The organism is Micromonospora sp. NPDC049139, assembly GCF_055586845.1.
The window spans coordinates 541,458-565,811 of record NZ_JBVJHK010000001.1; the positions used below are offsets into that span (position 1 = coordinate 541,458).

Consider the following 24,354-nt stretch of genomic DNA (forward strand, 5'->3'; position numbering starts at 1 on the left):
ACTACGGCCGCCGCCCCTGCACGTCGTATTGGATCGACTCACGGGTATGAGTCGCAAGGTTTGCGAGATACACGTACTGCGCGGCGGTGGTGTAGGCGTCCATGTAGTCGGCCCGGCCCGGGTCGGCCCGGGCCCACCGTACGGCCTCCTCCGCGGCCGCGCCATGCAGCGCGCCAACCGGTACGGTCGGGGCCGATCCGCCGTTGCGTAGCTCGAAACTGGCGAGGTCGCCGGCCGCCGTGTAGACGGTCCCGTTGCCGGTGAACTGCGGGTGGTGGAACACGTCGGTGGGCACGCTCTGTGGATGCACCGGGGCGGGTGCCTGCAGGGCACCGGTGACGACGTCGGCCGCCTGCCCGAAGGCGAAGCCGGCGAACTCGCCGACCTCCGGCAACTTGCCGACACCGAACCCGACCACGTCCTTGACCGCGTTGGCGATCGCCACCTGCCGGGCGTACGCCTCCTGCGCCGTACGGGTGGCCTGCTCGGCGTCCTGCACGTTGGCGTACCAGATCGCGTTGGCGGCCGCGGCGTTGGTCAGGCCGTCGACGTTGCCGGCGTACCGGCCCGCCTGTTCCATCGGGATCGTGCCGGCGTCGGCCTGGCGCAGCAGGTACTCCTGGTACAGGTCCGCCGCCGCGCTGATCTCGTCACGACCGTCCTGGGTGACCTGACCGAGCATCAGCATGTGCCGGGCGTCGGTGCTGCCCAGGCGCTGCGCCGCCGGATCGGTGTCCAACCCGTCGAGCGGCTGGGCGTACAGATCCAGGTTCGGCACGGTGGCTCGGGCGACCGCCTCGGCGAAGTGCGGGTTCTCCCGCATCGCGGCCAGGGTCTGCGGGTACGACGCCGGGTCGGTCATCGTCTGCGTGAGGTTGACGTAGGCACCGCGGGCCAGGTCGTGCTCGGCGGGATCGGCGGTTCCGGCGCCGATCCAGTCGACGACCCGGCCCGCGGTGCTGCCGTCGTCCGCCCACCCGAAGCCGGCCAGTCGGCGCAGTGTCTCGCCGTCGCTGGCCAGCGCCGCGTCGGCGACGTGGTTCCGGGTGGACACGTCGAGCAGCGTGGTCATCGTCGCATCCACCCGGGGCTTGTCCCAGAGCACCGCGTCGTCGGTCGACACGTAGTACCCAGGCTGGTCGGGGCTGTGCCGGGAGAGGTCGTCCAGCCGCTGGGTGACGTCGGCCATCTCGCCGACCCGACGGGTCACCGCGGCGGAGTAGTCGGCTCCGGCGACGAGATCCCGGTCGGCCGCGCCGGTCAGCTGCGACAGCGCCTCCCACTGGGCGTAGCGGGGCACGTCGAGCCGGTTGGTGTAGACCGTCTCGCCGAGCACCCCGGTCAACGGTGCGCGGCCCGGCGTCGCCGGCACCTCGTGCGTGAAGCCGAACGAGTTGGTGCCGATGTTGGTCTCGGTGGCCGCCGGGGTGTGCACGAGGTCGCGGACCGCGGCAGGCAGGTCGGCCGGGTCCTGCGACAGGGTGAGGATGCCGTTGCCGACGGTCCGCAGCATCTCCTGCCGGTCGGCGGGGGCGAAGCCCGGGGCGGTCTCGCCGAAAATGCCGAACAGACTGGTCTGGTAGCGGTGCTCCGTGGCGGTGACGTAGCCCGGGAGGTCGAACACCCGGTCGCCGAGCGCGCCGTAGAACGAGGTCAGGAAGGCCTTGTCCGCGGCGGACGGTGGTTGGCCGGTGCGTACCCGGTCGGTGATCACGGCGAGTTGCGCCATGCTCTGGCGGAACTGCGTTGGCGAGGCGTCTCCGGCGAGCGCGGCCCGCACCTTCTCTCCCGCCAGACGTCCGTCGGCGCCGGCCGCGGCGGCCGGACCGGCGGCCCCGACCGGGTGCGACCCGCCGAGCTCGGTGGCGACCTGCGCCAGCACCACGCCAAGCCGGTCCCACACCCCGCGCATCGCACCCAACGCCTGCTCACCGATGTTCCGGGCGTGCCCGAGCAGAACGGAGACCTGGCTGCTCGGCACCGCCCCGGCGGCGGCCACCAGAAGCTGGGCGTTGGCTCGGAACCGGGCGATGACCGTGTCGGCGGTGCTCGCGGCGGCCTCCAGGCCGCCGGCTGCGCGTTCCAGCGCGGCGGCGTGCCGGCGCAGCCGCGCCTCGGTGCCGTCGAGCCCGGTGGTGACCCGGCCGGCGGCGGCGCCGAACGCGTCGTACGCCGAGCCGTGCCACTGCGCCGAGAGCCCGGTCCGGCGCCGGACCAGCTCGCCGGAGACGCCCGCCGCCTGGTCGGCGATCGCCAGATATGAGTGGGCCACGGCCCGCAGCCCGGCCGGGTCGCCGGTCATCTGCCGGCGGTATTCGGCGAGCACCGTGGCGTACCGGGAGAGCAGCCAGGACAGCGCGCCCGACAGATTGACGGTGTGGCCGACCAGGGCGGGAGAGACGCCGGTCATCGGTCAGTCCACCTTGATCGAGCCGTCGGCGCCGACGCTGATGTCGGCGTTGACGCTCTGCCCACCGGAGCTGGCGGTGACCTCGATGTCGAACGCGCGTCCGGTGTCCACCGGCACCTCGACGGTCAACGTCATGTCACCCTTGCTGGCCGTGATCGTCACGTCGTCGTCGCCGTCGTCGTCGGGCCCGGACGGGGCGGACGACGCCGGCCCGTCAACCGGCGCGGCCGGTGGGATCGGCAGGGTCTGCACCGGGCCCTGTGGGGTCATCGTCACCGGCGCCGCACCGTTGGGGAGCGAGGGCTGACCGGGTTGGACCGCGATCCACTGGTCGGTGCCGAGCGCCGGCGGCAGGTAGTTGCTCATCGAACCGCCGGCCGGGTAGCCCGCGCCGGTGAACGACGGCATGCCGTAGCCGCTGGTGCCGTAGCTGCCGCCCAGGGCCACCTGTCCCGCGCCGGTGGCGACGCTGGCCATCGGTGGTGGCGCGAGCACGGGGTTGCCCGCGCTCCCGGCCGGCAGCGCCGGAGCGGGCACCGAGCCGCCGTCGTTGTTCTTCGAGAACAACTGCTCGACCTGGCCGACGATGGTGGCCAGACCGGTCAGGATCTGGCCGAGGTTGGTCACCCCGATGGCGGTGAGGATGCCACCGATACCGGTGAGGAACGCCTTGAGGATCCCGGTGGTGCTGACCGCCAGGGCCCGGCCGGCCGCCCGGGTGTACGGATTGGACATCAGCGCGGCCACCGTCGGGTTGACCGCGCTGACCACTGCCCGGTAGGCCGTCTGCGCGGTGGTCAACTGCGCGGCGGCACCCTCGAGTTCCCGAACGCCGGCGTACACGGTCTCGATGATCTGCTGGAAGCTGGCGAAGGACTTGTTCAGCTTCTGCACCACGGAGTCGCTCGCCGACCCGGCGGACCACACCTCACGCAGTTGCTCGCGGGCCCGCTCCAGGTCGGCCAACAGAGTGACCAGCCGGGCCACCCGCGCGGTCAACGCCGCGGAGTGGGCAAGGATGGCTTGCGGGTTACCGCCCACGATCGTGGGCAGTGCGACGGTGCCGGGCCCGCGACCGCCGGCGGCGGCGTCCATCGCGCCCGAGTTGGGGATGTCAAACACGACGCACCTCTCTCGGCTTCAGGCCGTCGGGGTTCACCACAGCGAGGTCGCATCCGTCATCGGACGGTAGACCCGGACGCGTCCGAACTCCGCCGCCGAGCCGACCGCTCCGTGGTTGTAGAGCTGGCCGCCCGCGCCGGCGACACCGATGACCGGGCCACCGTCACCGACGACGGGCTGAACGACCACCACGTCGCCGGGGTGCACCAGACCGGACACGTCCCGCCCACTGCCGGAGTAGACCGCCAACAGGCCGACCCGTTCCTGGTTGGCCGGGCTACGGTCGAGCCAGTCGGCGAAGTCCCGCGCGTCGCGGAAGGTCACCTCGGTCAGGGGCCGGGCCGAAAGCTCACCGAGCCCCGCCCGGCCCAGGTAGTCCAGGATGTTGCCGACCGACCCGGGCTCCCCCGCCGCGCCCGCGCTGTCGTTGATCGCGTAGCCGGCGAGGGCGGCGCTGGGCGCCGCACCGGTGCCGGAGGGCGCCCCGCCCAACGCGGCGGCGACCGCCCGGTCCGCGTCGTCGTAGTCGTTGGCGCTGCGGTGCACCAGGTCGTTGATCTCCTGCAGCAGTTGCAGCAGCGTCCGCATGGTGCCGACGACCTGCCCCTGCATCGCGATGTTCGCCGACGCGACCGGCGAGCCCAGCTTCGCGAATGACGTCGGCGCGAGGGTGAGCCGCTCCAACTCCATCACCGTGCTGTACGCCTGGAGCAGAATGCCGACGACGTTGCCGACCACTCCACGTACGGCATCCGGCCGCACGTTGTACGACGAGCCTGTCGTCATCGTTCGCACCTTCCCGCCAGATCGCCCACGCCGGGCCGGGCAACTCGGCCGCGCTGAGGCGGTTCCCGGATCGTTGCGGGTCATCGTAGGTTGGTGCGCGCGAGCCCTTAAACGGCAAAACTACCCACTACCTGCTCTGTCAAAGTGACCACGGGTCCTGATCCTTCGGGCCGAGGAGGCACCGCCGGATGTCCGCCGACACCTTCCGCCGCCGGGCTGTACTGCCCGAACCACCACGCGGCGAGATCATGCTGCAGTCCCCGCCCGCCCTGCCCCGCGGGTCCGGCCAGGCCGGCATGCAACTGATGTTCATGCTGCCGATGATGCTCGGCATGGGCGCCATGTCGTTCGTCTACATCGGGCGGTCCGGCGGGGCGATGACCTGGGTTTTCGGCGCCCTGTACATCAGCGCCATGGCCGGCATGCTGATCATGAGCCTGTCCCGTGGCGGAGCCTCGAAGAAGGCGCAGATCAACGACGAGCGACGCGACTACCTGCGCTACCTCGGCGGCCTGCGCGGCCAGGTCCGTGAGGTGGCGGTCCGCCAACGGGAGACGGCCCTGGCGGCGCTGCCCGACCCGGCCGACCTGTGGTCGTTCGCCGGCACCGAGCGGCTCTGGGAACGGGCCCGCACCGATCCCGACTTCGGCCGGGTCCGGGTCGGCACCGGGCCGCAGCGGCTGGCCACCGCGCTGCGGGCGCCGCAGACCGCCCCGCTGGAGGACCTCGATCCGGTGGCGTCCACCTCGCTGCGGCACTTCATCCGCACCTACGCGACCGTCGGCGGGCTGCCGGTGGCGGTGTCCCTACGTTCCTTCCAGCGGGTCACCCTGGCCGGCGACCGCCCCGAGATCCTGGCCCTCGCCCGGGCCCTGCTGGCCCACCTGGTCACCTTCCACTCCCCGGACAACCTGCGCGTCGCCGCCTGCGTCGGGCCGGACCGGCAGGACGGCTGGGACTGGCTGAAGTGGCTGCCCCACGCGGTGCATCCGGGCCGGGCCGACGCGAGTGGACCGACCCGGTTGGTCGCGCCCACCCTCAGTGAGTTGGCCGCGCTACTGGCCGACGATCCGGCCGACCCGGCGGCCCGCGGCCCGTTCAGACCCGGCGCCCGGCCCGAGGCACCGCACCTGCTGATCGTGCTCGACGGGGCCGGCACGCTGCCCGATGCCGGGCTGGCCCCACCCGACGGCCTGGCCGGCACCACCCTGCTGGAGATCGGCGGCGGGTCCGGTGGTGGCGCTGACGCGCTCGATCTGGTGATCTCCGAAGGTCGGCTCGGCATGCGCACCCCGGACGGCGTCTCGCTGGTCGGTGTGCCCGACCGGCTCAGCGTCGCCGGCGCCGAGGTGGTCGCGCGGCAGCTCACCGCGCTGCACACCGGCACGGCGGCGGCCAGCGAGCAACCGCTGTCCACCACCTTCGGCCTGGCCGACCTGCTCGGCATCGGCGACCCGCGCCGGCTCGACCCGACGGTCACCTGGCGCCCCCGGTCGGCCCGGGACCGGCTGCGCATCCCGATCGGGGTGGATCCCGACGGGCGCCCGGTCGACCTGGACCTCAAGGAGTCGGCCGAGGGGGGCATGGGCCCGCACGGGCTGGTCATCGGGGCCACCGGGTCCGGCAAGAGCGAGCTGCTGCGCACCCTGGTCACCGGGCTCGCCGCGACCCACTCCTCGGAGACGCTCAACCTCGCGTTGATCGACTTCAAGGGTGGCGCCACCTTCGCCGGCATGACCGGCCTGCCGCACACCTGCGCGGTGATCACCAACCTGGCGGCCGACCTGACCCTGGTCGACCGGATGGCCGACGCGCTCCGCGGCGAGCTGGTCCGCCGCCAGGAACTACTGCGGGCCGCCGGGAACTACGCCTCGGTACGCGACTACGAGCGGGCCCGAACCGAGGGCACGCCGCTGCAACCGCTGCCCTCGCTGCTGGTGATCATCGACGAGTTCAGCGAGCTGCTGTCCAGCCGGCCCGAGTTCATCGACCTGTTCGTGATGATCGGTCGGCTCGGCCGCAGTCTCGGCGTGCACCTGATGCTCGCCTCGCAACGGCTCGAGGAGGGGCGGCTACGCGGCCTGGACAGCCACCTGAGCTACCGGATCGGGCTGCGCACCTTCTCCGCGGCGGAGAGCCGGGCGGTGCTCGGGGTGTCCGACGCGTACGAGCTGCCGCCGGTACCGGGCTCGGCGTACCTGAAGTGGGACACCACCACCCTGCAACGGTTCAAGGCCGCGTACGTCTCCGGCGAACTGCCGCCCGAGCAGACCGCCGCCGTGGCCGAGGAGATCCCGTACGAGCGGCGGGTGCTGCCGTTCGGGCTCGCCCCGCTGGCGCTGGCCGAGCCGGTACGCGCACCGGCACCGGCGAACGGCCTCGACACCGCGGCGACCAAGGGCGAGACCGTGCTGAGCGCCATGGTCGGCCGGCTGCTCGGCAACGGGCCCGCCGCGCACCAGATCTGGCTGCCGCCGCTGGCCGAACCGCCCGCCCTGGACCAGCTGCTGCCGCCGCTGGGCGTCGATCCGCAGCGTGGTCTGACCCCGGTGGGCTGGGCCGGCAACGGGCAGCTCACCGTGCCACTGGCCATCGTGGACAAGCCGTTCGAGCAGCGTCGGGACCTGCTGTGGGCGGAGCTGTCCGGGGCGGCCGGGCACGCGCTCGTGCTCGGCGCACCGCAGAGCGGCAAGAGCACCCTGCTGCGTACCCTGGTGACCGCGCTGGCACTCACCCACACCCCGACCGAGGCGCAGTTCTTCCTGCTCGACTTCGGTGGCGGCGGCCTGGCCACCCTCGCCGGCCTGCCGCATGTCAGCGGCTACGCCAACCGGATGGACACCGAACGGGTCCGCCGGATCGTCGCCGAGCTGACCGGCCTGCTGTCCGAGCGGGAGCAGTCGTTCGCCGCGCACGGCATCGACTCGATCTCCGACTTCCGGCGCCGCCCACCGCCCAGCCCGGACGGGCGGACGTTCGGCGACGTGTTCCTCGTCGTCGACGGCTGGATGACCCTGCGCCAGGAGTTCGAGCCGCTGGACGAGTCGGTCACCACGCTCGCCGCCCGCGGCCTCGGGTTCGGCCTGCACGTCGTACTGTCGGCCAACCGGGCGATGGAGATCCGACCGGCCCTGCGCGACCTGATCGGCACCCACGTCGAGCTGCGCCTCGGCGACCCGGCCGACTCGGCGTACGACCGGCGGGCCGCGGCCGACGTGCCGAAGGGGGCTCCGGGACGCGGGCTCACCGCCGACAAGCTGCACTTCCTCGGCGGGCTGCCGCGCATCGACGGCCGTAACACGGTCAGCGACCTGCCCGACGGCGCGAGCGACCTGGTCAAGCAGGTGGACGCGAGCTGGCACGGCCCACGCGCTCCGCAGGTGCGGTTGCTGCCCAGGCTGGTGCCGGCCGCCGACCTGCCCGGGCCGGTTCCCGGTGACCGGCGGATCCCGATCGGGCTGGCCGAGGCGGACCTGGGACCGGCCTACGTGGACTTCGACGCCGACCCGCACTTCATCGCCTTCGGCGACGTGGAGTCCGGCAAGACCGGGCTGCTGCGGGTGCTCGCCCAGCAGATCGCGGCCCGCTATCCGGTGGCCGAGGCCGCGGTCATCGTCGCCGACTACCGGCGCGGGCTGGTGGACGCCCTCACCGGCCCGCACCTGCTCGGCTACGCCGGCAGTGAGCCGGTGCTCGAGCAGCTCGTCGCCGAGGCCGCGGAGGGACTGCGGCGACGCCTGCCCGGTCCGGAGGTGACCGCCACCGAGTTGCGCGAGCGCAGCTGGTGGAGCGGCCCCGAGCTGTTCGTCCTCGTCGACGACTACGACCTGGTGGTGTCACCGAGCCGCAACCCACTCGCGCCCCTACTGGACTTCCTGCCCCAGGCCAAGGACGTCGGCCTGCATCTGGTGCTCACCCGCCGGTCCGGCGGCGCCAGCCGAAGCCTGTTCGAGCCGGTCGTGCAGCGGCTACGCGACCTGGGCACACCGGGCCTGCTGCTCTCCGGTTCCCGCGACGAGGGCGCGCTGCTGGGCGACGTCAAGCCCAGCAAACAGCCGCCCGGACGTGGGCAGTTGGTGGACCGGCGGACCGGGGTGTCGCTGGTGCAGCTCGCCTGGGCGCAGACCGACCCGGCCTGATCCGAACCGGTCGACGCAGGGACCCGGCGGCCCCGGCCGCCGGGTTCCTGTGGGTAATAGTGCCGTGTCGGCGACGGGTACTTGTGCCGTACTACCAAGGGTGACGGATGCATAGCATCCCCAGCGTGTACGGCGCCGCGAGTCGGCGCGCGACCCTGCCAAGAGGAGGTGACCCGACGTGGCCAGTCCCGGATACCAGAGTGATGCCGCCGCGATGACGCGAGCGGTCAGCGGGTTCGACGAAGCCGCCACCAACACGGCTCGGAGCATGGCACAACTCGAGAGCGAACTCGTGTCGGTACTGAGCCGGTACGCCGGTAACCAGGCCACCGCTTTCTGGCAGCTGCAAGGCCGGCTGCAGGAGAGCATGCGGGTTGCGTCACGGGAGCTGCAGACCATGTCCGGTCTGGTCAACGAGAGTTTCCGCAACTACAACACCGGTGACACGGCGGCCGCCGACTCCCTGCGGGGCCTCACCGGCGCCGTGGGCGAGGGCAGCCCCGTACTCAGCCGGCTGGCCGGTGCCTAACCTGCCCGGAAAGGGGTGATGTGAGATGACCGCCGATGTAATCAATGTGGAATTTGGCGCGCTGCGGGCCGCCGCCGACTCGCTGCAGGTGAAGGCCCAGGCGTTGAACGGCCACGTGGAACAGCTGCAGAGCAGCCTGGCCCCGATCAAGCAGACCTGGTACGCCTCCGGCAGTGCCGCCGGTCAGGCCGCGGAGCAGTCCGAGACGCGGCTGCGCGCGGCCCTGGCCGACATCATCGCGGTGATCGGTCAGTTCTCCGGCAAGGTGAACGAGGCGCACGACACCCAGTTGGCGCTGGAGAACAGGAACACCAGCTTCTTCGCCTGAGCCGGTGCGATCAGCGGCGGCGTGGGGTGGGGCGGAATCCGCCTCCACCCGACGCCGCCGCCCCGCTGGCCGGCGTTGTTCTCAGCCGAGCTCCGAGACAGGAGAGCGCGACGATGTCCCACGAGGAGTCGTTCCGGGTCCACCTCGAATCGCTGCTGGCGTTCGCCCGCGAGCTGGAGGACCAACTGGAGGCGATGCGCAGACCGACGGACGGCCTCGGCCAGTTGCGCATCCGGCCGGTCCGGCTCGGCGATTTCGGCGAGGCGGCGTCGCTGGCCGAGCGGCACCGGGCCGCCGCCGAACAGATGCACGAACTGCTGCACACCGTGCGGGAGGCGATCGCCTTCGCCAACGACGTGACCCGCATGATCGCGGACGGGTACGCCGACTACGACATCGGCGTCGCCACGTCCTTCCGGGCACACGGAAGGGACTGACACGATGCCGCGTGGACACGGTCGGGCACGTAGCGACTTCAGCCAGTACAGCCATCACGAACTCATGCGAATGCTGCACGCCGGCGAACCGAAGTCGGTGACCGAGGCGGCGGAGGGCTGGGGAGCCGCCGGCACCGCGCTGCACGAGCGCGCCGGCGACATCGAGCGCCAGCTCCGCGAGTTCGAGCAGTGGTGGGACGGCGGCGCCGCCCGACAGTACAAGTTGATGATCAATGATCTGACCTCGGGTATCCGGCAGGTGGCCAGCACCGCCTTCACGGTGCGTGACCTGGCCTACTCCTCCGCCGAGGCGCTCACGACGGCCCAGAAGTCGATGCCCGCCCCGGTCGCCGTACCCGATCTCGCCCCCTCCGTGGTCGCCGCCGCGACCACGCCCCTGGTCGTACCCGCGGACACTCCGGCCAGCACGGTCGAAACGCTGCGCCAGCACCAGGCCGAGGCGGTCGCCGAGGTCCAGGCCCAGCAGCGGGCACAGGCCGCCTCGAACGCGGCCCACCAGCAGGCGGTGCAGGTGATGTCCACCCTCGCCACCGAGTACGTCACCACCGAGGACGCGATGCCGGTCACCCCGAGCGCCGCGTCCCGGCCGGCCACCGGCACACCGATCGAGGAGCCACCGCCGGTCACGCCAGCCCCACCGCTGGATCCGCAGACCGGCGGCGGCCTGCCGTCCGTACCGGCCGAGACACCGGTCGACCCGGACAAGACACCCGTCGACCCGGACGCGACACCACCGGCGACCCAACCCCGGCCGCTGTTCGGCACGATGTTCACCGCCGGGTTGGCCGCGGCCGCCGCCGCGCTCGGCGGGCGGTTCGCCACCGTGCCGCCTGGGCTGGGGGCCAAGCCGAAGGACGAGAAGAAGGACACCGCCCCCGCGGCCACGGCCAACGACAGGGCCGCCGGCAGCGGCGCCCGGATCTCCGCCGGCGGCGCGGGTGGCGGTGTGGGTGGCGGTGTGGGTGGCGGCGGAGGCGGCGTCGACATGTCGCCGGTGGCGAACCAGTCCTTGGCCGGTCAGGCCGGCGGCCCGACGGCGAGTGGACTCGCCGGAGCCGCCGGGGCCGCCGCCGGGGTAGCCGCGGCGAAGGGCATGGCCGGCGGCTTCATGCCGGCGATGCCCTTCGCCCCGATGGGCACGGGCGACGCCGCCGGCGGCCGACGCATCCCACCCTGGCTGGTCGAGACCGAAGACGTGTGGGGCGAGCAGTCGGTGGTGACGCCGGCGGTGATCGGCGAGGAGCCTGAGTCGGACCAGCCTGGGACCCGGTCATGGAGGTAACCAGCGCCGGATTCCGAGCCGTCCCGACCGCACTGGACGCCGCGGCGACCGAGCTCACCGGAAGCGCCGACCGGTTGAACACCATCCGCGGGCAGCTCACCGCGCAAGCCATCGACGGCCAGGCGTTCGGGTTGGTGCCGCAGTCGCAACGCGCCATGCAGGCACACGGCAACAGCCTGCAGCTCAGCAGCACCGAGCTGGAGTCGGCGGCGACGCAGACCCGGCGGTTGGCCACCGGGGTGACCGCCGCGGTGACCAACTACCGGCAGGGCGACACCCAGGTCAGCCAGGCATTCCGACAGCTACTGGGCGGTCTGGCCGGTGGCACCACCCTGGCCGCCGCCGGGGCCGCCGCGCCCGCCGGCACTGCCCCGTTCGGCACCCGGATCGCGGCCAACCGGTCGGCGATCACCGCCGAGTTGGCCGCCGAACGGCAGCGCCTCGCCGGCTATCAGGCCCAGCTCACCGGGGACCCGGTCGTCGACCACCGTCTACAGGAGACCATCACCCGGTCGCAGGCGCGCATCGAACTGTACGAGAACGTCATCGCCGAGAACCGCAAGATCCTCTCGTTCGACCCGTCCGGTGACGGATCGATGGTCGAGCTGGTCGGCGACATCGACGCCGGCACCCGCAACGTCGCCGTGTTCGTTCCGGGCACCTTCTCCGAGCTGGCCAACTTCGAGCGGTACCGCGACGCGGCGGCCGGTTTCGTCGACGCCGCCCCCCGGCGGGACCTGGCCATGGTCACCTGGATGGACGGCGACCTGCCCTCCAACCTGTTCCCGCAGGCCCCGTCGGCCAGCTACGCCGACGACCTCGGGCCCCGGCTCGCCGACTTCTCCCGTGAGCTGCGTGCCGAGATCGCCGGCTCCGCCGCGGCCGGCAACGACGTGCAGGTCACCTTCGCCGGCCACTCGTACGGCGGCGCCGTGGTCGGCACCGCCGAGCAGCACGGGTTGGACGCCAACCGGGTCCTGCACATCGAGTCGGCGGGCATGGGTCACCGCGTGGACGGCCCGGAGGACCTGCGCCCCGCCCAGCCCGATGTGCAGCGCTACTCGATGACCGCCCCGGGCGACCCGATCGCCTGGGTCCGGGACATCAACATCTTCAACTGGGGGCACGGGGCCGACCCCGACGAGTTCCCCGGTGTGGTCCGGCTGGAGACCGGCAACTACCCCGACGGCCGACCGCTGGAGGGCACCTCCGCGCACTCCGACGTGCTGACCTACCACAGTGACGCGTGGTGGAACATGTACCAGGTGTTCACCGGCGGCCCGGTGGTGACGGTACCGTCGACGCCATGACCAGCCCGATCGACTACGAGCCGCTGGCCGCCGTGGCGGGGCCGCTGCGGGCCGTGCTGCACGCGGTCGCCGCGCGGTTCGGCGCCGACGCCCGGATCAGCCGCGACGAGCAGCTCGACTGCGACCCGTTCCGGCCGGCCGGCGTACCGAGCGAGTCGGTGCGCTGGGAATACAACCTCCGGGTTCCCGTCCCGCCCGGCGCCGTCGAGATCCTCTTGACCGAGGTGGTGCCGGAGCTGAGCGCGGACGGTTGGCGAGCCACCGACCGCAGCGGCGAGTCCGAGGTGGCCTACCAGTTCCAGCGGGACGGGGCGAACCTCGGCGTACACATCTCCCGGGACGGCACCGGCGACGTGGTGGTCGGCGGCTCCAGCCGCTGCGTACCGACCGAGATGCCGTAGCGCCAGCCGCACCACGGGTGGGGCCGGTCAGTCGCCGGGACGCCAACCGCGGGCCCGGCCTCGACGCGCCACGGCCGTGCCGACCCCGAGCAGCAGCGCCGCCCCGAGTCCCGCCGACGCCAGCGGCAGCACCAACGGATCCACGCGGGGACCAGGGTTCGCACGGGCCGCGGCGACCGGCTGCGCGCTCGCGCCCACGGCTCCCGGCGGATCCTCGACACCCTCGGCGGCCACCGCCCGGTACGGGTCCACCATTCCCCAGCCGAGCTGCGGGTGTTGCCCGTCAACCGCGGTCCGGTGCGCGGTCGACTCGATCCGCCGCACCACCTCGGCGGCGCTGAGTTCCGGCCGGTAGGACCGCAGCAGCGCCGCCGTGCCCGCCACGTACGCCGCCGCGTAGGCCGGATCGTCGACCGTGGGTGAGTGTCCCAGCCGACCGTCCGCCCCGGCGGAGAGGCTCACCAGTTGTCTTCCCGGGGCGGCCACCCCGATGTGGTCACCGGATTCGGTAGAGGCCACCGCTCCGTCCGGCCCGAAGGCACCGACCGCCAGCACCCCGGGCAGGGCGGTCGGGTAGCTGGTCGCACCCTGGTTCCGCGCGCCGGAGGCGGCCGGCGACACCACCACGATGTCGGCCGCGATCGCCCGTGCGGTGGCGTCCCGCAACTGGGCGCTGTTCCTGGTCGCCGGCAGTACCACGTAGATCACTCGGGCGCGGGCGGTGACCGCGAAGTCGATGGCGGCGGCGAGCCGGCCGGGGTCGACGGCCCCGTCGCCATGCCTGGTGGTCTGGGTGTAGCGAACCGGGAGCACGGACACGCCGGGAGCCAGACCGGCGAAGGTGGTCTTGTCGTGTGGCCGGGCGGCGATCAGGCCGGCGGCGAAGGTACCTCGGCCGTCACAGTCGTCGGTGGCCCCGTCACGGTTGGCCAGGACGTCCCGACCTTCCTCGACCTGACCTGGGCGAAACTGTGCGTTACGGGCGTCGACGCCGGTCCCGAGCACCGCGACCCGGACCCCGGAACCCGTGCTCAGAGGCCACACCCGGCGCGGGCCGAGCAGTTCCATCGCCCACGGGGTGCCGGCGGTGTGCACTCCCACCGGGCTGGCGCAGCCGGCCGGCGCCCCGTAGCTGGCCGGTGCGGCTACCGGCAGCGCCCCGACCAGCGCGCCGACGACGCCCGCCAGCGCGCCGAGAGCGGGTCGCGAGCCAGCCGACCCCGGCCTGGCCGCCGTGCCGGCGCCGCGCCTGGGACCGCCCAACCGGATCATGCCGGCACCCGCAGGGTCACCCGGGTGCCGCGACCGGGCCAGGACTCCACGGTCGCCTTGCCGCCGACCTCGCGCAACCGGCCCACGATCGATTCCCGGATGCCGAACCCGGGTCGGCCGGCGACATCGAAGCCACAGCCGTGGTCACGGACCACCACGACCAGGGCGCTGCTCTCCTCGTCGGCGCGGACCACCGCGTCACTGATCCCGGCGTGCTTGGCCACGTTGCCCAGAGCCTCCCGCACCCCACCGAGGACCGCGTCCCGGTACGGGCCGGACATCCGGCTGCCGGCGCCGGCGGCCACCGCCAACTCCACCCGCAGCCCGCGCCCCGCGAGTTCCTCCACCAGTTCGGCCAACCCGTCGGCGAGCGGGTTGTCTCTGCCGCCACCGGGATCGTCGAGCGTCCTGCGCAGCCGAGCGGCCTGGACCCGGGCGGTGGCCCGCACCTGGGCGAGCTGCACCGCTGACGCCGTCTCATCCGCCGCGCTGTGCAGGGCGATCGCCTCCAGGGTCTGCAACACCGTGTCGTGCAGCGACCGCAGCCACCGGGCCTGCTCGGCCTCCCGACCGGCTTGGATCCCGTACGACATGGTCAGGTGCAGACTCAGCCCACAGATCACGAGCGCCGCCAACGCGACCACCACCGCCAATCCGAGCCACCCGGCCCGGCCGGCGAGCGCTTCCCTGCCCGCGGCGGCGCCGAACGCGGCCGTCGCCAACTGGACCGGCATCGACAGCAGCACCGCGAGCACGCCACCGACCAGCCCGTACGCGCCGGTCACCAGGACCACGGCACCGGCCAGGTACGACCAGAACACCTCGGTGTGGGGCACCACCGCACTTCCCACCACGTTCACCCCGTACGCCACGGCGAGGTCGACCAGCACGGCCCCGCGTACCCGTTCGAGGTCCACCGTCGACCGCCGGTGGACCGTGACGATCGCCGCGACGTTGGCGGCCAGCAGCAGGGCCGCAATCGGCAGCAGAGCAACCAGTGCCACCGGCTCCCCGCGCACCACGAGCAGGCCCATGGCGACGGGCAGGACGCACACCCGGTATGCCAGAGCACCGAGCAGCAGGCAACGCGAGGTCTGGCGATGCAGCACGGCAGCGGCGGTGCCGTCGACCGGGCCGAAACCCTCCGCTACGGTCGCCGGCGTCCACATCGGAGGCCGGCGCGGGAATGCGACCCCCGCCACGGCGGCGCGGGTCAGCAGCGTGAACACCATGGCCGGCATGGCGACACTGTCGACTGTCACGGACCCTCCCGCGCTGCGCCGACCAATGCCCACGTGTCAGCTCCTTGTCCACATCACGGACCGCGCGTCGCGACTGGCCCACGAGGATCATGGCCAGTTTTCCCGACATTTGACCTTCGGGGCAAGAGTTGGCCGCGCATTGATCCGGGCCGACCTCGAATGGCGCCCGGGCCCGTGATCGGACGAGATCAGCGAGCCGCGTTCGCCCCCCAGCCAAGGGCAGCTGAGCCGTGTAGTGGCAGAACTCCGACACCAGCCGAACCACCCGGCCAGCACACCCGAATCTCCACTTCTCGCGGAAGAGCGTGCGGCTGATCGCCCACGAGGTGCATCACCATCCGCCGTCGAAGAAGGCCAGGAGCGCCGGCGCCGGGTCCGCCGCGGTGGTCGTGTTCGCCACAATGACAACGATCACGACCAGCGACAACAACGCCGAGAGAACCCCGAAGGACCCCAACACACGCCTCGTTCGCCTGTCGGACGGCCCTGTTCTCGCAAACCTCCTCCACGACACCACGCTCGTGCCGACGAGGACGGCCGCCACGATCCCAGCAACCACGGCCATCGCCACGTGATATCGAGAAAAGTCGCTGATCATCACCTCGAGGGCCGGCGGGGTCCGATCACCCGCGCTCAGGGAGTCCGCCAGTCGCTGCCTGACCTGATCGAGCGTATCGGCGAGCTCTCCGTCGGTTCCGCCGGACGCCAGCATCGGCAACAGCGAGGCGTAGGGCGCTACCGCACCCTGCACGTTGGCCATCACCATCGCCAACGAGAACAGCGCGAGCATCGTGACAAGGACGCCGCCGGACGCGAGGGCGGCCCTCCTTCCCGCCCCGATACCGCCGGCCCTCAGGAATGCCTTCCAGAGAAGCAGGCCGAGTGCGACGAGCACGATCAGCAAGATCGCAGCGATCACGGCCTTGGCCAGGTGGTAACGGAACCAGTAATCGACAACCCTCTGCAAACCCGGGGAAAGGTCCCGTTCGCCGGAACGCCAATACTTGACGAATTCTTCGCCCAGGGCTTCGACGAGGTCGCGCCTCTCGGCGAAGCCGCCGCCCGACCCGCTCGCCGCCAGCGTGCGCGGGGCGACGACGAACGCGGCGACGAGCGCCACAGCGAGGGCGACGAGCACAGCGAGGGTGCGACCGGAGACGCCTACGGATCGCGACGGGTATGCGGGACTACGCAAGGAGATTCCTTCGGCTCGATTCATTGCGATCACCATTTCGCACCGGCGGTCGCCCGGTCACGGGGGCACGCCGGACACTTGGGGGTGGGGCCTGCCCCACCTCTCCGGGCAGGGCGGGACGGCCCCACACCGGTGCTCTGCGTCCTGGTCTTCGAGGACCACAGCCAGACCGGCACCGGGTCACCTCCATCGGGAAGATGGTCGACCTGAAGGCGGATCGGCGTGCGCTCGATGGTGGGGAATAGGCTGGGGCTATGACCGCGTCGTTCCCCTCCGCGGTCTGGCGTCGGTGGCGGTCGGGTGTCAGGTTCGTCTTCCGGATGGGGCATCGCACGGTCGTGGAGTCGCTGTACCTGCTCACCGCGCCGGTGACCGCCGCGGCTGGCCTGTTGCTGGTGCTCACTGGTCTGTGTGTCGGAGCGGTCGGCTTGCTGTTGCCGGGCCGGTCACCGGTCGTGGCCGGCGGTTTGGCGCTGGTGCGGTGGTTCGCCGACGTGGAACGGTGGCGGATCGCCAAGGTGCGTTCCCCGGCCGTCGGCGTGAAGGGCGTGGGCCAGCGGCGGAGACCGAAGGAGACAGCCACCGCCTCCGGCCCGGGGCTGTGGCTCGGCGTGGCGCACGCGGTGGCGGTGCTCCCTGTCGCCCTGGTCACCTCAGTGGTGACGGTGCTGTGGTGGTTCGTCGGACTCGGTGCCGGCACCTCCGCCCTGCGCAGCCCCTACTCGTCCGCCGGGCCGATGCGGCCCACGACCCTGACCGTGGGCAGCCCCCGGTCCCACATCGCCTTGACCCTGGGACTGACGTCGCCGACCGAGCGGCTCGCCTTCGGGACCGCGGTCGGCCTGCTGTTGCTGTTCACCCTGCCGCTGGTGACCCGGGCGTGCGTCGCCGCCCAGGCCGGACTGGGGCAGACGCTGCTGTCTGACGCGTCCGCGTCGCACCGCCGGATCAGCGGCCTGGAGCAGGAGCGGGACATCGCCCGCGCGCGGACCGTCGCCGCGGTGACGGCCGAGGCGACCGCGCTGCGACGGCTCGAACGCGACATCCACGACGGGCCCCAGCAGCGGCTGGTCCGCCTGGCGATGGAACTGGGTCGCGCCCAGCACCACCTCGACAGCAGGCCGGAGGCCGTCCGCGCGGCGCTCGCCGACGCGATCGTCCAGACCGAGGAGGCGCTGGACGAGCTACGGGCCCTGTCGCGTGGCATCGCCCCGCCGATCCTCGTCGACCGCGGCCTGCGCGCGGCGCTCACCGCCCTGGCCGCGCGCTCGACCGTACCGGTCGAGCTCGATGCCGACCCCCTGAACGACCGGCTGGCCGCTGCGGTCGAGACGGCCGCGTATTTCGTGATCGCCGAGGCCCTGACCAACGTGGCCAAGCACAGCCACGCCGACCGGTGTGCGATCGGACTGCGCCACAGTGCGGGAACCCTGCGGGTCTGGGTGACGGACGACGGGGTGGGCGGCGCCGCGCTGGACAAGGGACACGGGCTGTGCGGGTTGGAAGACCGGCTGCACGCGGTCGGCGGCCGGCTGTGGGTCACCAGTCCCTACGGCGGCCCGACGGCGATCACCGCGGAACTGCCGTGCTGCTGAACCCGCACGAACCACCACCGGGCCGCGCGGCCCGCGGTCCGCTGCGGATCGTCCTGGCCGACGACGCGGTACTGCTGCGCGAGGGCCTGGTCCGCCTGCTCGCCGAGGACGGTCACCAGGTGGTGGCCGCGATCGGTGATGGCCCGGCCCTGGTCGAGGCGGTGCTCAGACACCGCCCGGACGTGTCGATCGTCGATGTGCGGATGCCGCCGACCTACACGGACGAGGGCCTGCGCGCCGCGATCACCGCCCGCTCACAGTTGCCCGGCGCCCCCATGCTGGTGCTCAGCCAGTACGTGGAGGCGTCCTACGCCGGCGATCTGCTCGCGGACGGCTCCGGTGCGGTCGGGTACCTGCTGAAGAACCGGGTCGCCAGGGTCGAGGAGTTCCTGGATGCCCTGGATCGCGTCGCCCGGGGCGCGACGGTGCTCGACCCGCAGGTCGTTGCGCAGTTGCTGGCCGGGCAGCGCCGGAACGACGCCCTGGGGGCGCTGACCACGCGGGAACGGCAGCTCCTGGCGCTGATGGCCGAAGGTCATTCCAACACGGCCATCGCCGAGCGGCTGGTGGTCTCCGCCAGCACGGTGGAAAAGCACATCGGCAATGTCTTCGCCAAGCTCGGCCTGCCGCCTGACGACGCCCACCACCGCCGGGTGCTCGCTGTCCTCGCCTACCTCAGGGCCTGACGGCGGCCCGTCCGCACCCTCCTCGGTGCGGCCTGCCCCACCCCGTACGCCGGCCGGGCCCGCGAGCGTCTCGGCGCCCTCAGAGGGTGCTGCGGTACGGCGGCATGAACCGCAGTCGGGGCATCTGGTCAGCGAGCACTCCCCCGTCGACGACCAGGTGGGTGCCGTTGATGTAACGGCCGGCCTCGGAGGCGAGCAACAGGAGCGCGCCGACGCAGTCGGCCGGCGTACCGTAGCCGCCGCGCAGGGGGATCCGCTCCTCCCAGGCGGCCTCGAACGCCTGCCGGTCCAGGGAGAACTCACCGTCGATCGGGGTGGCGATCATCCCGGGAGCGATCGTGTTGGCGGTGATGCCGTGCGACCCCAGCTCGGCGGCGAGCGACCGGGTGAGCAGCTCGACGGCGCCCTTGGAGGCGTTGTAGTGGGCCAGTCCGGCCTCGGCCATCAGCCCGTTCTTCGAGGAGACGTTGACGATGCGGCCAGCCACCCCGTCGGCGATCATGTGCTCGGCGACCCGTTGCGCGAGGAAGAAGACGGCGTCCACGTTCACCCGCATCACCTCCCGCCAGTTGGCGACGGTGATCTCGTTGAAGTGCTCCAGCCGGGCCACCCCGGCGTTGTTGACCAGGACGTGCACCGGCCCGTGGGCGCGCCGCAGGTCGTCCACCCAGGGTGCGATCGCCTCGGTGTCGGCCAGGTCGAAGGCGTACGGGTGGCAGGCGCGGCCGCGGTCGGTGATCGCGGCGGCGACCGCGCCGAGGTCGACGCCGGGCCGGTCGACGACCACGACGTCGGCGCCGGCGGCGGCGAGCCCGGTGGCGAAGGCCGCCCCGAGCCCGCGCGCCGCACCGGTCACCACGGCCAGCCGGCCGGACAGGTCGAAGGAGGGCGGGACAGCGGTCATGTCAACCCCAGCAGGTCGAGCGACGGGCGGTGGATCAGCTGCTCGATCTGCTCGGTGTCGAGCGGGTCGAGGCCGGGGATGCCGGGCACCCGACCCACCGCCCGCAGCCCCTCGATCGAGGCGTCGACGGTGGTGAAGGGATAGTCGCTGCCGAACAGCAACTTGTGCCACACCCCGTAGTCCTGGACGAGCCGGAGGCTGTGCCAGAGCTGGAAGGGTCGGTAGTGCAGCGCGGAGACGTCGGCGTAGACGTGCCGGTGCTTGCGGATGACCGCGATGCACTCCCCCTCGTACGGGTGGCCGAGGTGGGCCAGCACCATCCGCAGCTCCGGATGGCGGATCGCCACCTCGTCGAGGTGCACCGGCAGGGCGAAGCGCAGCGGTGCGGTGGAGACGAAGGTGGTCCCGGTGTGCACGAGCAGCGGCAGTCCGTGCCGGACGGCGTACGTGTACAGGTCGTCGTAGGCCGGGTCGGCGGGGTCGAACCCGGCGTACATCGGCATCAGCTTGATGCCGCGCAGGCCGAGGTCGCGGTGCCCGTGCTCCAGCTCGTCGCGCCAGCCGGGCTGGGTGGGGTCCAGGGCGAGGTAGCCGAGCAGCCGGTCGGGCTGGGCGGCGACGTACGCGGCCACGGCGGCGTCGTCGACCCAGAGCCCGGAGCGGCGGGCCTTGCCGCCGACCACGATCGTCTTCGTGTCCTCCGGTGCGGTGGCCGCGTACTCCGACCACCGCACCGTCAGGTCGACCTCGCCGCCGTGCGCCCGGGCCGCCTCGGCGGCGAACGGGTCGCCGACGTGGTCCGGGCAGTCGAACAGGTGCGAGTGCACGTCGACGATCATCGGCGGTCCCGTTTCTCCCAACCCTCGGCGAACATGTTCCAGAAGCCGTGGCTCGGCGGGTGCTCGACGAACACCTCGTCGACCAGCTCGACGCCGAGGCCGGGCGCGGTGGGCAGGTCGATGTGCCCGTCGACCACGGGCAGGGCACCGCGCACGGCGTCGAAGACGTACTCCTCCAACAGGCCGTCGAACGTCTCGAGGATCTTGAAGTTCGGCATCCCGAGGACGGCGTGCACCGAGGCGGTGGTGCACAGCGGCGAGTTGGAGTTGTGCGGGGCGACCACCATGGCGTGCTGGTCGGCGATGGCGGCGAGCTTGCGCACCTCGGTGAACCCGCCGGCCATGGACAGGTCGGGTTGGATGATGTCGACCGCGTTGGTGGCGAACAGCCGGGCGTACTCGTAGCGGTTGTGGAAGTGCTCGCCGCCGGAGATCGGCATGGTGGCGCGGGCGCGCAGCTCGGCGTACCGCTCGATGTGGGTCCACGGCAGCGGTTCCTCGAACCAGCCGAGGTCGAACGGCTCCAGCTCCCGGACGAGCCGGGCGGCGGTGTGCATGGCGAAACGGGCGTGGCCCTCGACGAACAGCTCGGTCTCGGGCCCGACGGCGTCGCGGACGGCGGCGACGATGTCGACCGAGCGGCGCAGCTCGGCGCGGGACAGCTCGCCGAGACCGGCGCCGAACGGGTCGAACTTCAGCGCGGTGTACCCCTTGGCGACGGTGGCGACGGCCCGTTCGGCGAAGGCGGCGGGCTCCCGGTCGCCGGTGTACCAGCCGTTGGCGTAGACCCGGACGCGGTCGCGACAGGCCCCGCCGGTCAGCCGGTACGCGGGCACGCCGAGGGCCTTGCCCATGATGTCGTAGAGGGCCTGGTCGACACCGGAGACGACGATCCCGCCGACGTCGCCGCCGCGCAGGAAGTCGCCCTGGTACATACGCAGCCAGATCTCCTCGACGTCGAACGGGTCGGCGCCGATCAGGTGCCGCCCGGCCATCGCCTCGGCGAGCTGGCAGGTCTCCTGGGCCCGGTACGGGTGGGTGATCTCGCCGACGCCGGAGAGCCCGGCGTCGGTGTGCACCCGTACGTAGGAGAAGTCCCGCCAGGCGGTGCCGAGGGTGAGCGTCTCCACCCGGCTGATCCGCCCGGCCGGGCCGACCGGGCGCGTCTTGTCGACGGTCAGCATCACCGCCGCCCTCCCCCGGTGGGGGTCGCGCCACCCATGGTGGCGGTGCCGGCCAGCTCGGTCACCCCGCCGGCGGCGAGGGTGTCGCGGACGGCCGCCCGGGTGGCGTCGACGAGGTGGTCGATGTCGGCGTCGGTGTGGGCGTACGAGATGTGGTTGCGCTTGAGGTTCAGCGGCAGCTCGAAGATGCCGTGCTCGGGCATCCGCCGACGGTAGCCGATGAACATGCCGGCATCGTTGCGCAGCAGGTCGTCGTAGCTGCGCGGTGCCGGGCCGGGCATGAAGTACGTCACGAAGACGGAGCCGTGGCCGGTGACCACGGCGGGGATGCCGAGGTCGGCGAGGACCTCGGTGATGCCGGCGCGGGCCCGTTCGCCGAGCCGGTAGACGTGCTCGTGCACGGGCTCGGCGCGCAGCTTGCCGAGGGTGGCGATGGCGGCGGCGACCACGGCCGGGTGGCCGTTGTAGGTGCCGGCGAAGAACGCGGGCGCGCCGGGGTGGGTGCTGAACAGGTCCATCAGGTCGGCCCGGCCGCCTAGGGCGCCGATCGGGTAGCCGTTGGCGATGGCCTTGCCGAGGGTGGTCAGGTCCGGGGTGATCCCGCTGATCTTCTGCCAGCCGCCGAGGTCGTGCCGGAAGCCGGTGATCACCTCGTCGAAGACGAGCACGCTGCCGGCCCGGGTGCACTCCTCGCGCAGGGTGCGCAGGAACTCCTGGTCGGGCAGGAGGCAGCCGACGTTGTGCGGCACCGGCTCGACGATGACGGCGGCGATGTCGTCGCCGTGCGCGGAGAAGGCGGCCCGGACGGCGGCCACGTCGTTGAAGCGCAGCACGAGGGTGGCGTCGAGGACCTCGGGCAGGATGCCGGTGGAGATCGGGTCGGCCACGCCCACCTTGTCCGGGGCGGAGATGACGTTGAGGCTGACCGAGTCGTGCCAGCCGTGGTAGCAGCCCTGGAACTTGACCACCAGGCGCCGGCCGGTGGCGGCGCGGGCGACCCGCAGGGCGTGGAAGGTGGCCTCGCTGCCGGTGCTGGTGAGCAGCACCTTCTCGATGCTGGGCACCAGCTCGGCGAGGGTCTCGGCGAGCTGGACCTCCCCGTCTGTGACGGCCACGCCGCACAGGTCCAGCCGCCTGCCGGCCTCGGTGACGGCGGCGTTGACGTCGGGGTCGTTGTGACCGAGCAGGGGTGGCCCGAAGGCCGCGTGGTAGTCGGTGTACTGGCGCCCGTCGGCGTCCCAGAAGTGCGCTCCGGAGGCCCGGGCGATCACCAGCTCGGTGAGGCCGGGGATGCTGCGCTGTCCGCTGTTGACGCCGCCGGGGATGACCCGGCGCGCCCGCTCGGCGAGCGTGGCACCGGTCGGGGCCGATCGTGAATTCACACCTTCTCCTCATCGGTGCGGCGCGGCGACCCAGCCCGGTCGCGGCGCCGCGGGGTGTCCGCCGCAGGAGGAACATTTCGAAGTTTCTGAACACTGTTCGGCATTGCCAAACGATGTTCGGCATACTAAGCACGCTTGTTCGCCACGGTCAACACGCCGGGATGCCAAATCTCGAACAGCTTTGTTACGCTGTTCGGCCTTGGCGAACAGTTCGGCTTCCCCCTGCCCGAAAGAAGGACCATGACCACCACCGAAGACGGGGACAGCTCCCGCTACCTGGTGCGCAGCGTCAGCCGCGCGGCCGAGGTGCTGGAGGCGCTGTCCGCCGCCACCCCGGGCGACGGGCTCAGCGTCACCGACGTCGCCCGCGCCTGCGGCCTGTCCAAGAGCGCCGCGTTCGCCACCCTGCACACCCTGTGCCACCACGGCCTGGCCGCCGACGACGGCGAGGGGATGAATCGGCGCTACCGGCTCGGGATGTCCCTGGCGCGCCTCGGCGTCCGCGCCCAGGAGCAGCTCTCGCTGCGCGACATCGCCCGCCCGGTGCTGACCCGGCTGACCCGCGACACCGGGCTCAGCTCCCGGCTGGCCGTCCCCGAGGGGGCGCACGCGGTCGTCGTCGACCAGGTCAGCAACGGCGAGCGGATCCAGATCGAGTTGCGGATGGGCACGCGCGAGCTGCCGCACTGCACCGGGCTGGGCAAGGCCCTGCTGGCCGAGATGACCCCACCGCAGGTCGCCGAGCTGATCGGCCGCGTCGGGCTGCCCCGGCGCACCGACCACACCATCTGCGACCTGGACTCCCTGCTGGCCCACCTGGCCGACGTCCGCCGCGCCGGGTACGCCCTCGACGACGAGGAGGACGCCGAGGGGGTGTTCTGCATCGGCAGCGCCCTGCGCGACCACACCGGCGCGTGCTGCGGAGCCATCAGCGTGACCGGGCTGAAGCTCGGCCTGCCCAGCTGGCGATACCAGGAGCTGGGACGACAGGTGCGCCAGGCCGCCGACGCCATCTCCGTCCGGCTCGGCCACGTCCCGGCGGAGCAGACCCCTTGACAGCGGGTTCACCTGCTGTTTAACGTTCCGCCAGCGTCGCGGCCCGGCCGCGACCGTATCGGGCGAACCAGCTGGCTCCCGTCGTGCCGCAGCCCCGGCACCGGGCGTTCCGGTCAGCAGCTCCGCCGCCTGCGCGCCTCGCGCGTTTGCCCGACCTTCCCCCCGTCCTGCGGCGCCTCACGGCGGCCGCAGACCCCCCAGCACCGCCGTCCGG

General features: G+C 72.4%; 20 protein-coding genes. 10 read left to right on the top strand and 10 right to left on the bottom strand.

Annotated elements, in window-relative coordinates:
- Window position 1: 1 nt before the first annotated feature.
- Genes ACZ6Q9_RS02420 through ACZ6Q9_RS02430 form a run of 3 tightly spaced genes read right to left on the bottom strand, consistent with a single transcriptional unit; the run spans window position 2 to window position 4,318 of the window.
- Window positions 2–2,410 carry a TPR repeat domain-containing protein gene (locus ACZ6Q9_RS02420; protein ID WP_396826727.1) on the bottom strand — a complete coding sequence of 803 codons (2,409 nt, stop codon included), beginning with the start codon at window positions 2,408–2,410 and terminating at the stop codon, window positions 2–4.
- A gap of 3 nt (window positions 2,411–2,413) precedes the next feature.
- Window positions 2,414–3,532: a hypothetical protein gene (locus ACZ6Q9_RS02425; protein ID WP_393265898.1), complete on the bottom strand. Its 1,119-nt coding sequence runs from the start codon at window positions 3,530–3,532 to the stop codon at window positions 2,414–2,416.
- Between the two features lie 33 nt (window positions 3,533–3,565).
- Window positions 3,566–4,318, bottom strand: a complete 753-nt coding sequence (locus ACZ6Q9_RS02430; RefSeq protein WP_393265895.1) for a WXG100 family type VII secretion target — start codon at window positions 4,316–4,318, stop codon at window positions 3,566–3,568.
- A gap of 188 nt (window positions 4,319–4,506) precedes the next feature.
- Here ACZ6Q9_RS02430 and eccCa point away from each other — a divergent pair, with 188 nt between their 5' ends.
- The 7 genes from eccCa to ACZ6Q9_RS02465 all read left to right on the top strand — a co-directional run bounded on the left by eccCa (window position 4,507) and on the right by ACZ6Q9_RS02465 (window position 12,765).
- Complete coding sequence (gene eccCa / locus ACZ6Q9_RS02435) at window positions 4,507–8,457, top strand: type VII secretion protein EccCa (protein ID WP_393449271.1); 3,951 nt, start codon at window positions 4,507–4,509, stop codon at window positions 8,455–8,457.
- A 178-nt stretch (window positions 8,458–8,635) separates the two neighbouring features.
- Window positions 8,636–8,986, top strand: a complete 351-nt coding sequence (locus ACZ6Q9_RS02440) for a WXG100 family type VII secretion target (RefSeq protein WP_393449268.1) — start codon at window positions 8,636–8,638, stop codon at window positions 8,984–8,986.
- A gap of 25 nt (window positions 8,987–9,011) precedes the next feature.
- Window positions 9,012–9,314 carry a WXG100 family type VII secretion target gene (locus tag ACZ6Q9_RS02445; protein ID WP_350705957.1) on the top strand — a complete coding sequence of 101 codons (303 nt, stop codon included), beginning with the start codon at window positions 9,012–9,014 and terminating at the stop codon, window positions 9,312–9,314.
- A gap of 113 nt (window positions 9,315–9,427) precedes the next feature.
- On the top strand, window positions 9,428–9,751 hold the full coding sequence (locus ACZ6Q9_RS02450) for a hypothetical protein (protein ID WP_393265888.1): 324 nt from the start codon (window positions 9,428–9,430) through the stop codon (window positions 9,749–9,751).
- A 64-nt stretch (window positions 9,752–9,815) separates the two neighbouring features.
- A complete protein-coding gene (locus ACZ6Q9_RS02455; RefSeq protein ID WP_396826724.1) occupies window positions 9,816–11,054 on the top strand; it encodes a WXG100 family type VII secretion target in 1,239 nt (412 codons plus the stop codon).
- The gene (locus ACZ6Q9_RS02460) at window positions 11,045–12,364 is read left to right on the top strand and encodes an alpha/beta hydrolase (protein WP_396826722.1); all 1,320 of its coding nucleotides are present in this window, start codon (window positions 11,045–11,047) and stop codon (window positions 12,362–12,364) included. The genes ACZ6Q9_RS02455 and ACZ6Q9_RS02460 overlap by 10 nt, the downstream gene beginning before the upstream one ends.
- Entirely contained in the window at window positions 12,361–12,765 is a 405-nt protein-coding gene (locus ACZ6Q9_RS02465) for a hypothetical protein (RefSeq protein WP_393265880.1), read from the top strand. The genes ACZ6Q9_RS02460 and ACZ6Q9_RS02465 overlap by 4 nt, the downstream gene beginning before the upstream one ends.
- 27 nt (window positions 12,766–12,792) lie before the next feature.
- Here the strand turns inward: ACZ6Q9_RS02465 and ACZ6Q9_RS02470 are convergent, their stop codons facing one another.
- The 3 genes from ACZ6Q9_RS02470 to ACZ6Q9_RS02480 form a co-directional block, all read right to left on the bottom strand.
- A complete protein-coding gene (locus tag ACZ6Q9_RS02470) occupies window positions 12,793–14,037 on the bottom strand; it encodes a S8 family serine peptidase (RefSeq protein ID WP_396826720.1) in 1,245 nt (414 codons plus the stop codon).
- Window positions 14,034–15,299 carry a sensor histidine kinase gene (locus ACZ6Q9_RS02475; protein ID WP_393449256.1) on the bottom strand — a complete coding sequence of 422 codons (1,266 nt, stop codon included), beginning with the start codon at window positions 15,297–15,299 and terminating at the stop codon, window positions 14,034–14,036. The genes ACZ6Q9_RS02470 and ACZ6Q9_RS02475 overlap by 4 nt, the downstream gene beginning before the upstream one ends.
- A 331-nt stretch (window positions 15,300–15,630) precedes the next feature.
- Window positions 15,631–16,437 (bottom strand): hypothetical protein, encoded by an 807-nt coding sequence (locus ACZ6Q9_RS02480; RefSeq protein WP_393265874.1) that lies wholly within the window; start codon window positions 16,435–16,437, stop codon window positions 15,631–15,633.
- Between the two features lie 311 nt (window positions 16,438–16,748).
- Here ACZ6Q9_RS02480 and ACZ6Q9_RS02485 point away from each other — a divergent pair, with 311 nt between their 5' ends.
- Together ACZ6Q9_RS02485 and ACZ6Q9_RS02490 are read left to right on the top strand one after the other, a co-directional pair.
- Entirely contained in the window at window positions 16,749–18,089 is a 1,341-nt protein-coding gene (locus ACZ6Q9_RS02485) for a sensor histidine kinase (RefSeq protein ID WP_396826717.1), read from the top strand.
- 41 nt (window positions 18,090–18,130) lie between these two features.
- Window positions 18,131–18,775, top strand: coding sequence for a LuxR C-terminal-related transcriptional regulator (locus ACZ6Q9_RS02490; RefSeq protein WP_393450204.1), 645 nt, complete (start codon window positions 18,131–18,133; stop codon window positions 18,773–18,775).
- 79 nt (window positions 18,776–18,854) lie between these two features.
- Here the strand turns inward: ACZ6Q9_RS02490 and ACZ6Q9_RS02495 are convergent, their stop codons facing one another.
- Genes ACZ6Q9_RS02495 through ACZ6Q9_RS02510 form a run of 4 tightly spaced genes read right to left on the bottom strand, consistent with a single transcriptional unit; the run spans window position 18,855 to window position 23,084 of the window.
- Window positions 18,855–19,679, bottom strand: a complete 825-nt coding sequence (locus ACZ6Q9_RS02495) for an SDR family NAD(P)-dependent oxidoreductase (RefSeq protein ID WP_393265868.1) — start codon at window positions 19,677–19,679, stop codon at window positions 18,855–18,857.
- The gene (locus ACZ6Q9_RS02500; RefSeq protein WP_393265866.1) at window positions 19,676–20,518 is read right to left on the bottom strand and encodes an amidohydrolase family protein; all 843 of its coding nucleotides are present in this window, start codon (window positions 20,516–20,518) and stop codon (window positions 19,676–19,678) included. The genes ACZ6Q9_RS02495 and ACZ6Q9_RS02500 overlap by 4 nt, the downstream gene beginning before the upstream one ends.
- Window positions 20,515–21,702: a mandelate racemase/muconate lactonizing enzyme family protein gene (locus ACZ6Q9_RS02505; RefSeq protein WP_396827108.1), complete on the bottom strand. Its 1,188-nt coding sequence runs from the start codon at window positions 21,700–21,702 to the stop codon at window positions 20,515–20,517. The genes ACZ6Q9_RS02500 and ACZ6Q9_RS02505 overlap by 4 nt, the downstream gene beginning before the upstream one ends.
- Window positions 21,702–23,084, bottom strand: a complete 1,383-nt coding sequence (locus ACZ6Q9_RS02510) for an aspartate aminotransferase family protein (protein ID WP_396826715.1) — start codon at window positions 23,082–23,084, stop codon at window positions 21,702–21,704. The genes ACZ6Q9_RS02505 and ACZ6Q9_RS02510 overlap by 1 nt, the downstream gene beginning before the upstream one ends.
- 240 nt (window positions 23,085–23,324) lie before the next feature.
- Here ACZ6Q9_RS02510 and ACZ6Q9_RS02515 point away from each other — a divergent pair, with 240 nt between their 5' ends.
- Window positions 23,325–24,140, top strand: coding sequence for an IclR family transcriptional regulator (locus ACZ6Q9_RS02515; RefSeq protein ID WP_393265863.1), 816 nt, complete (start codon window positions 23,325–23,327; stop codon window positions 24,138–24,140).
- Window positions 24,141–24,354: the final 214 nt, after the last annotated feature.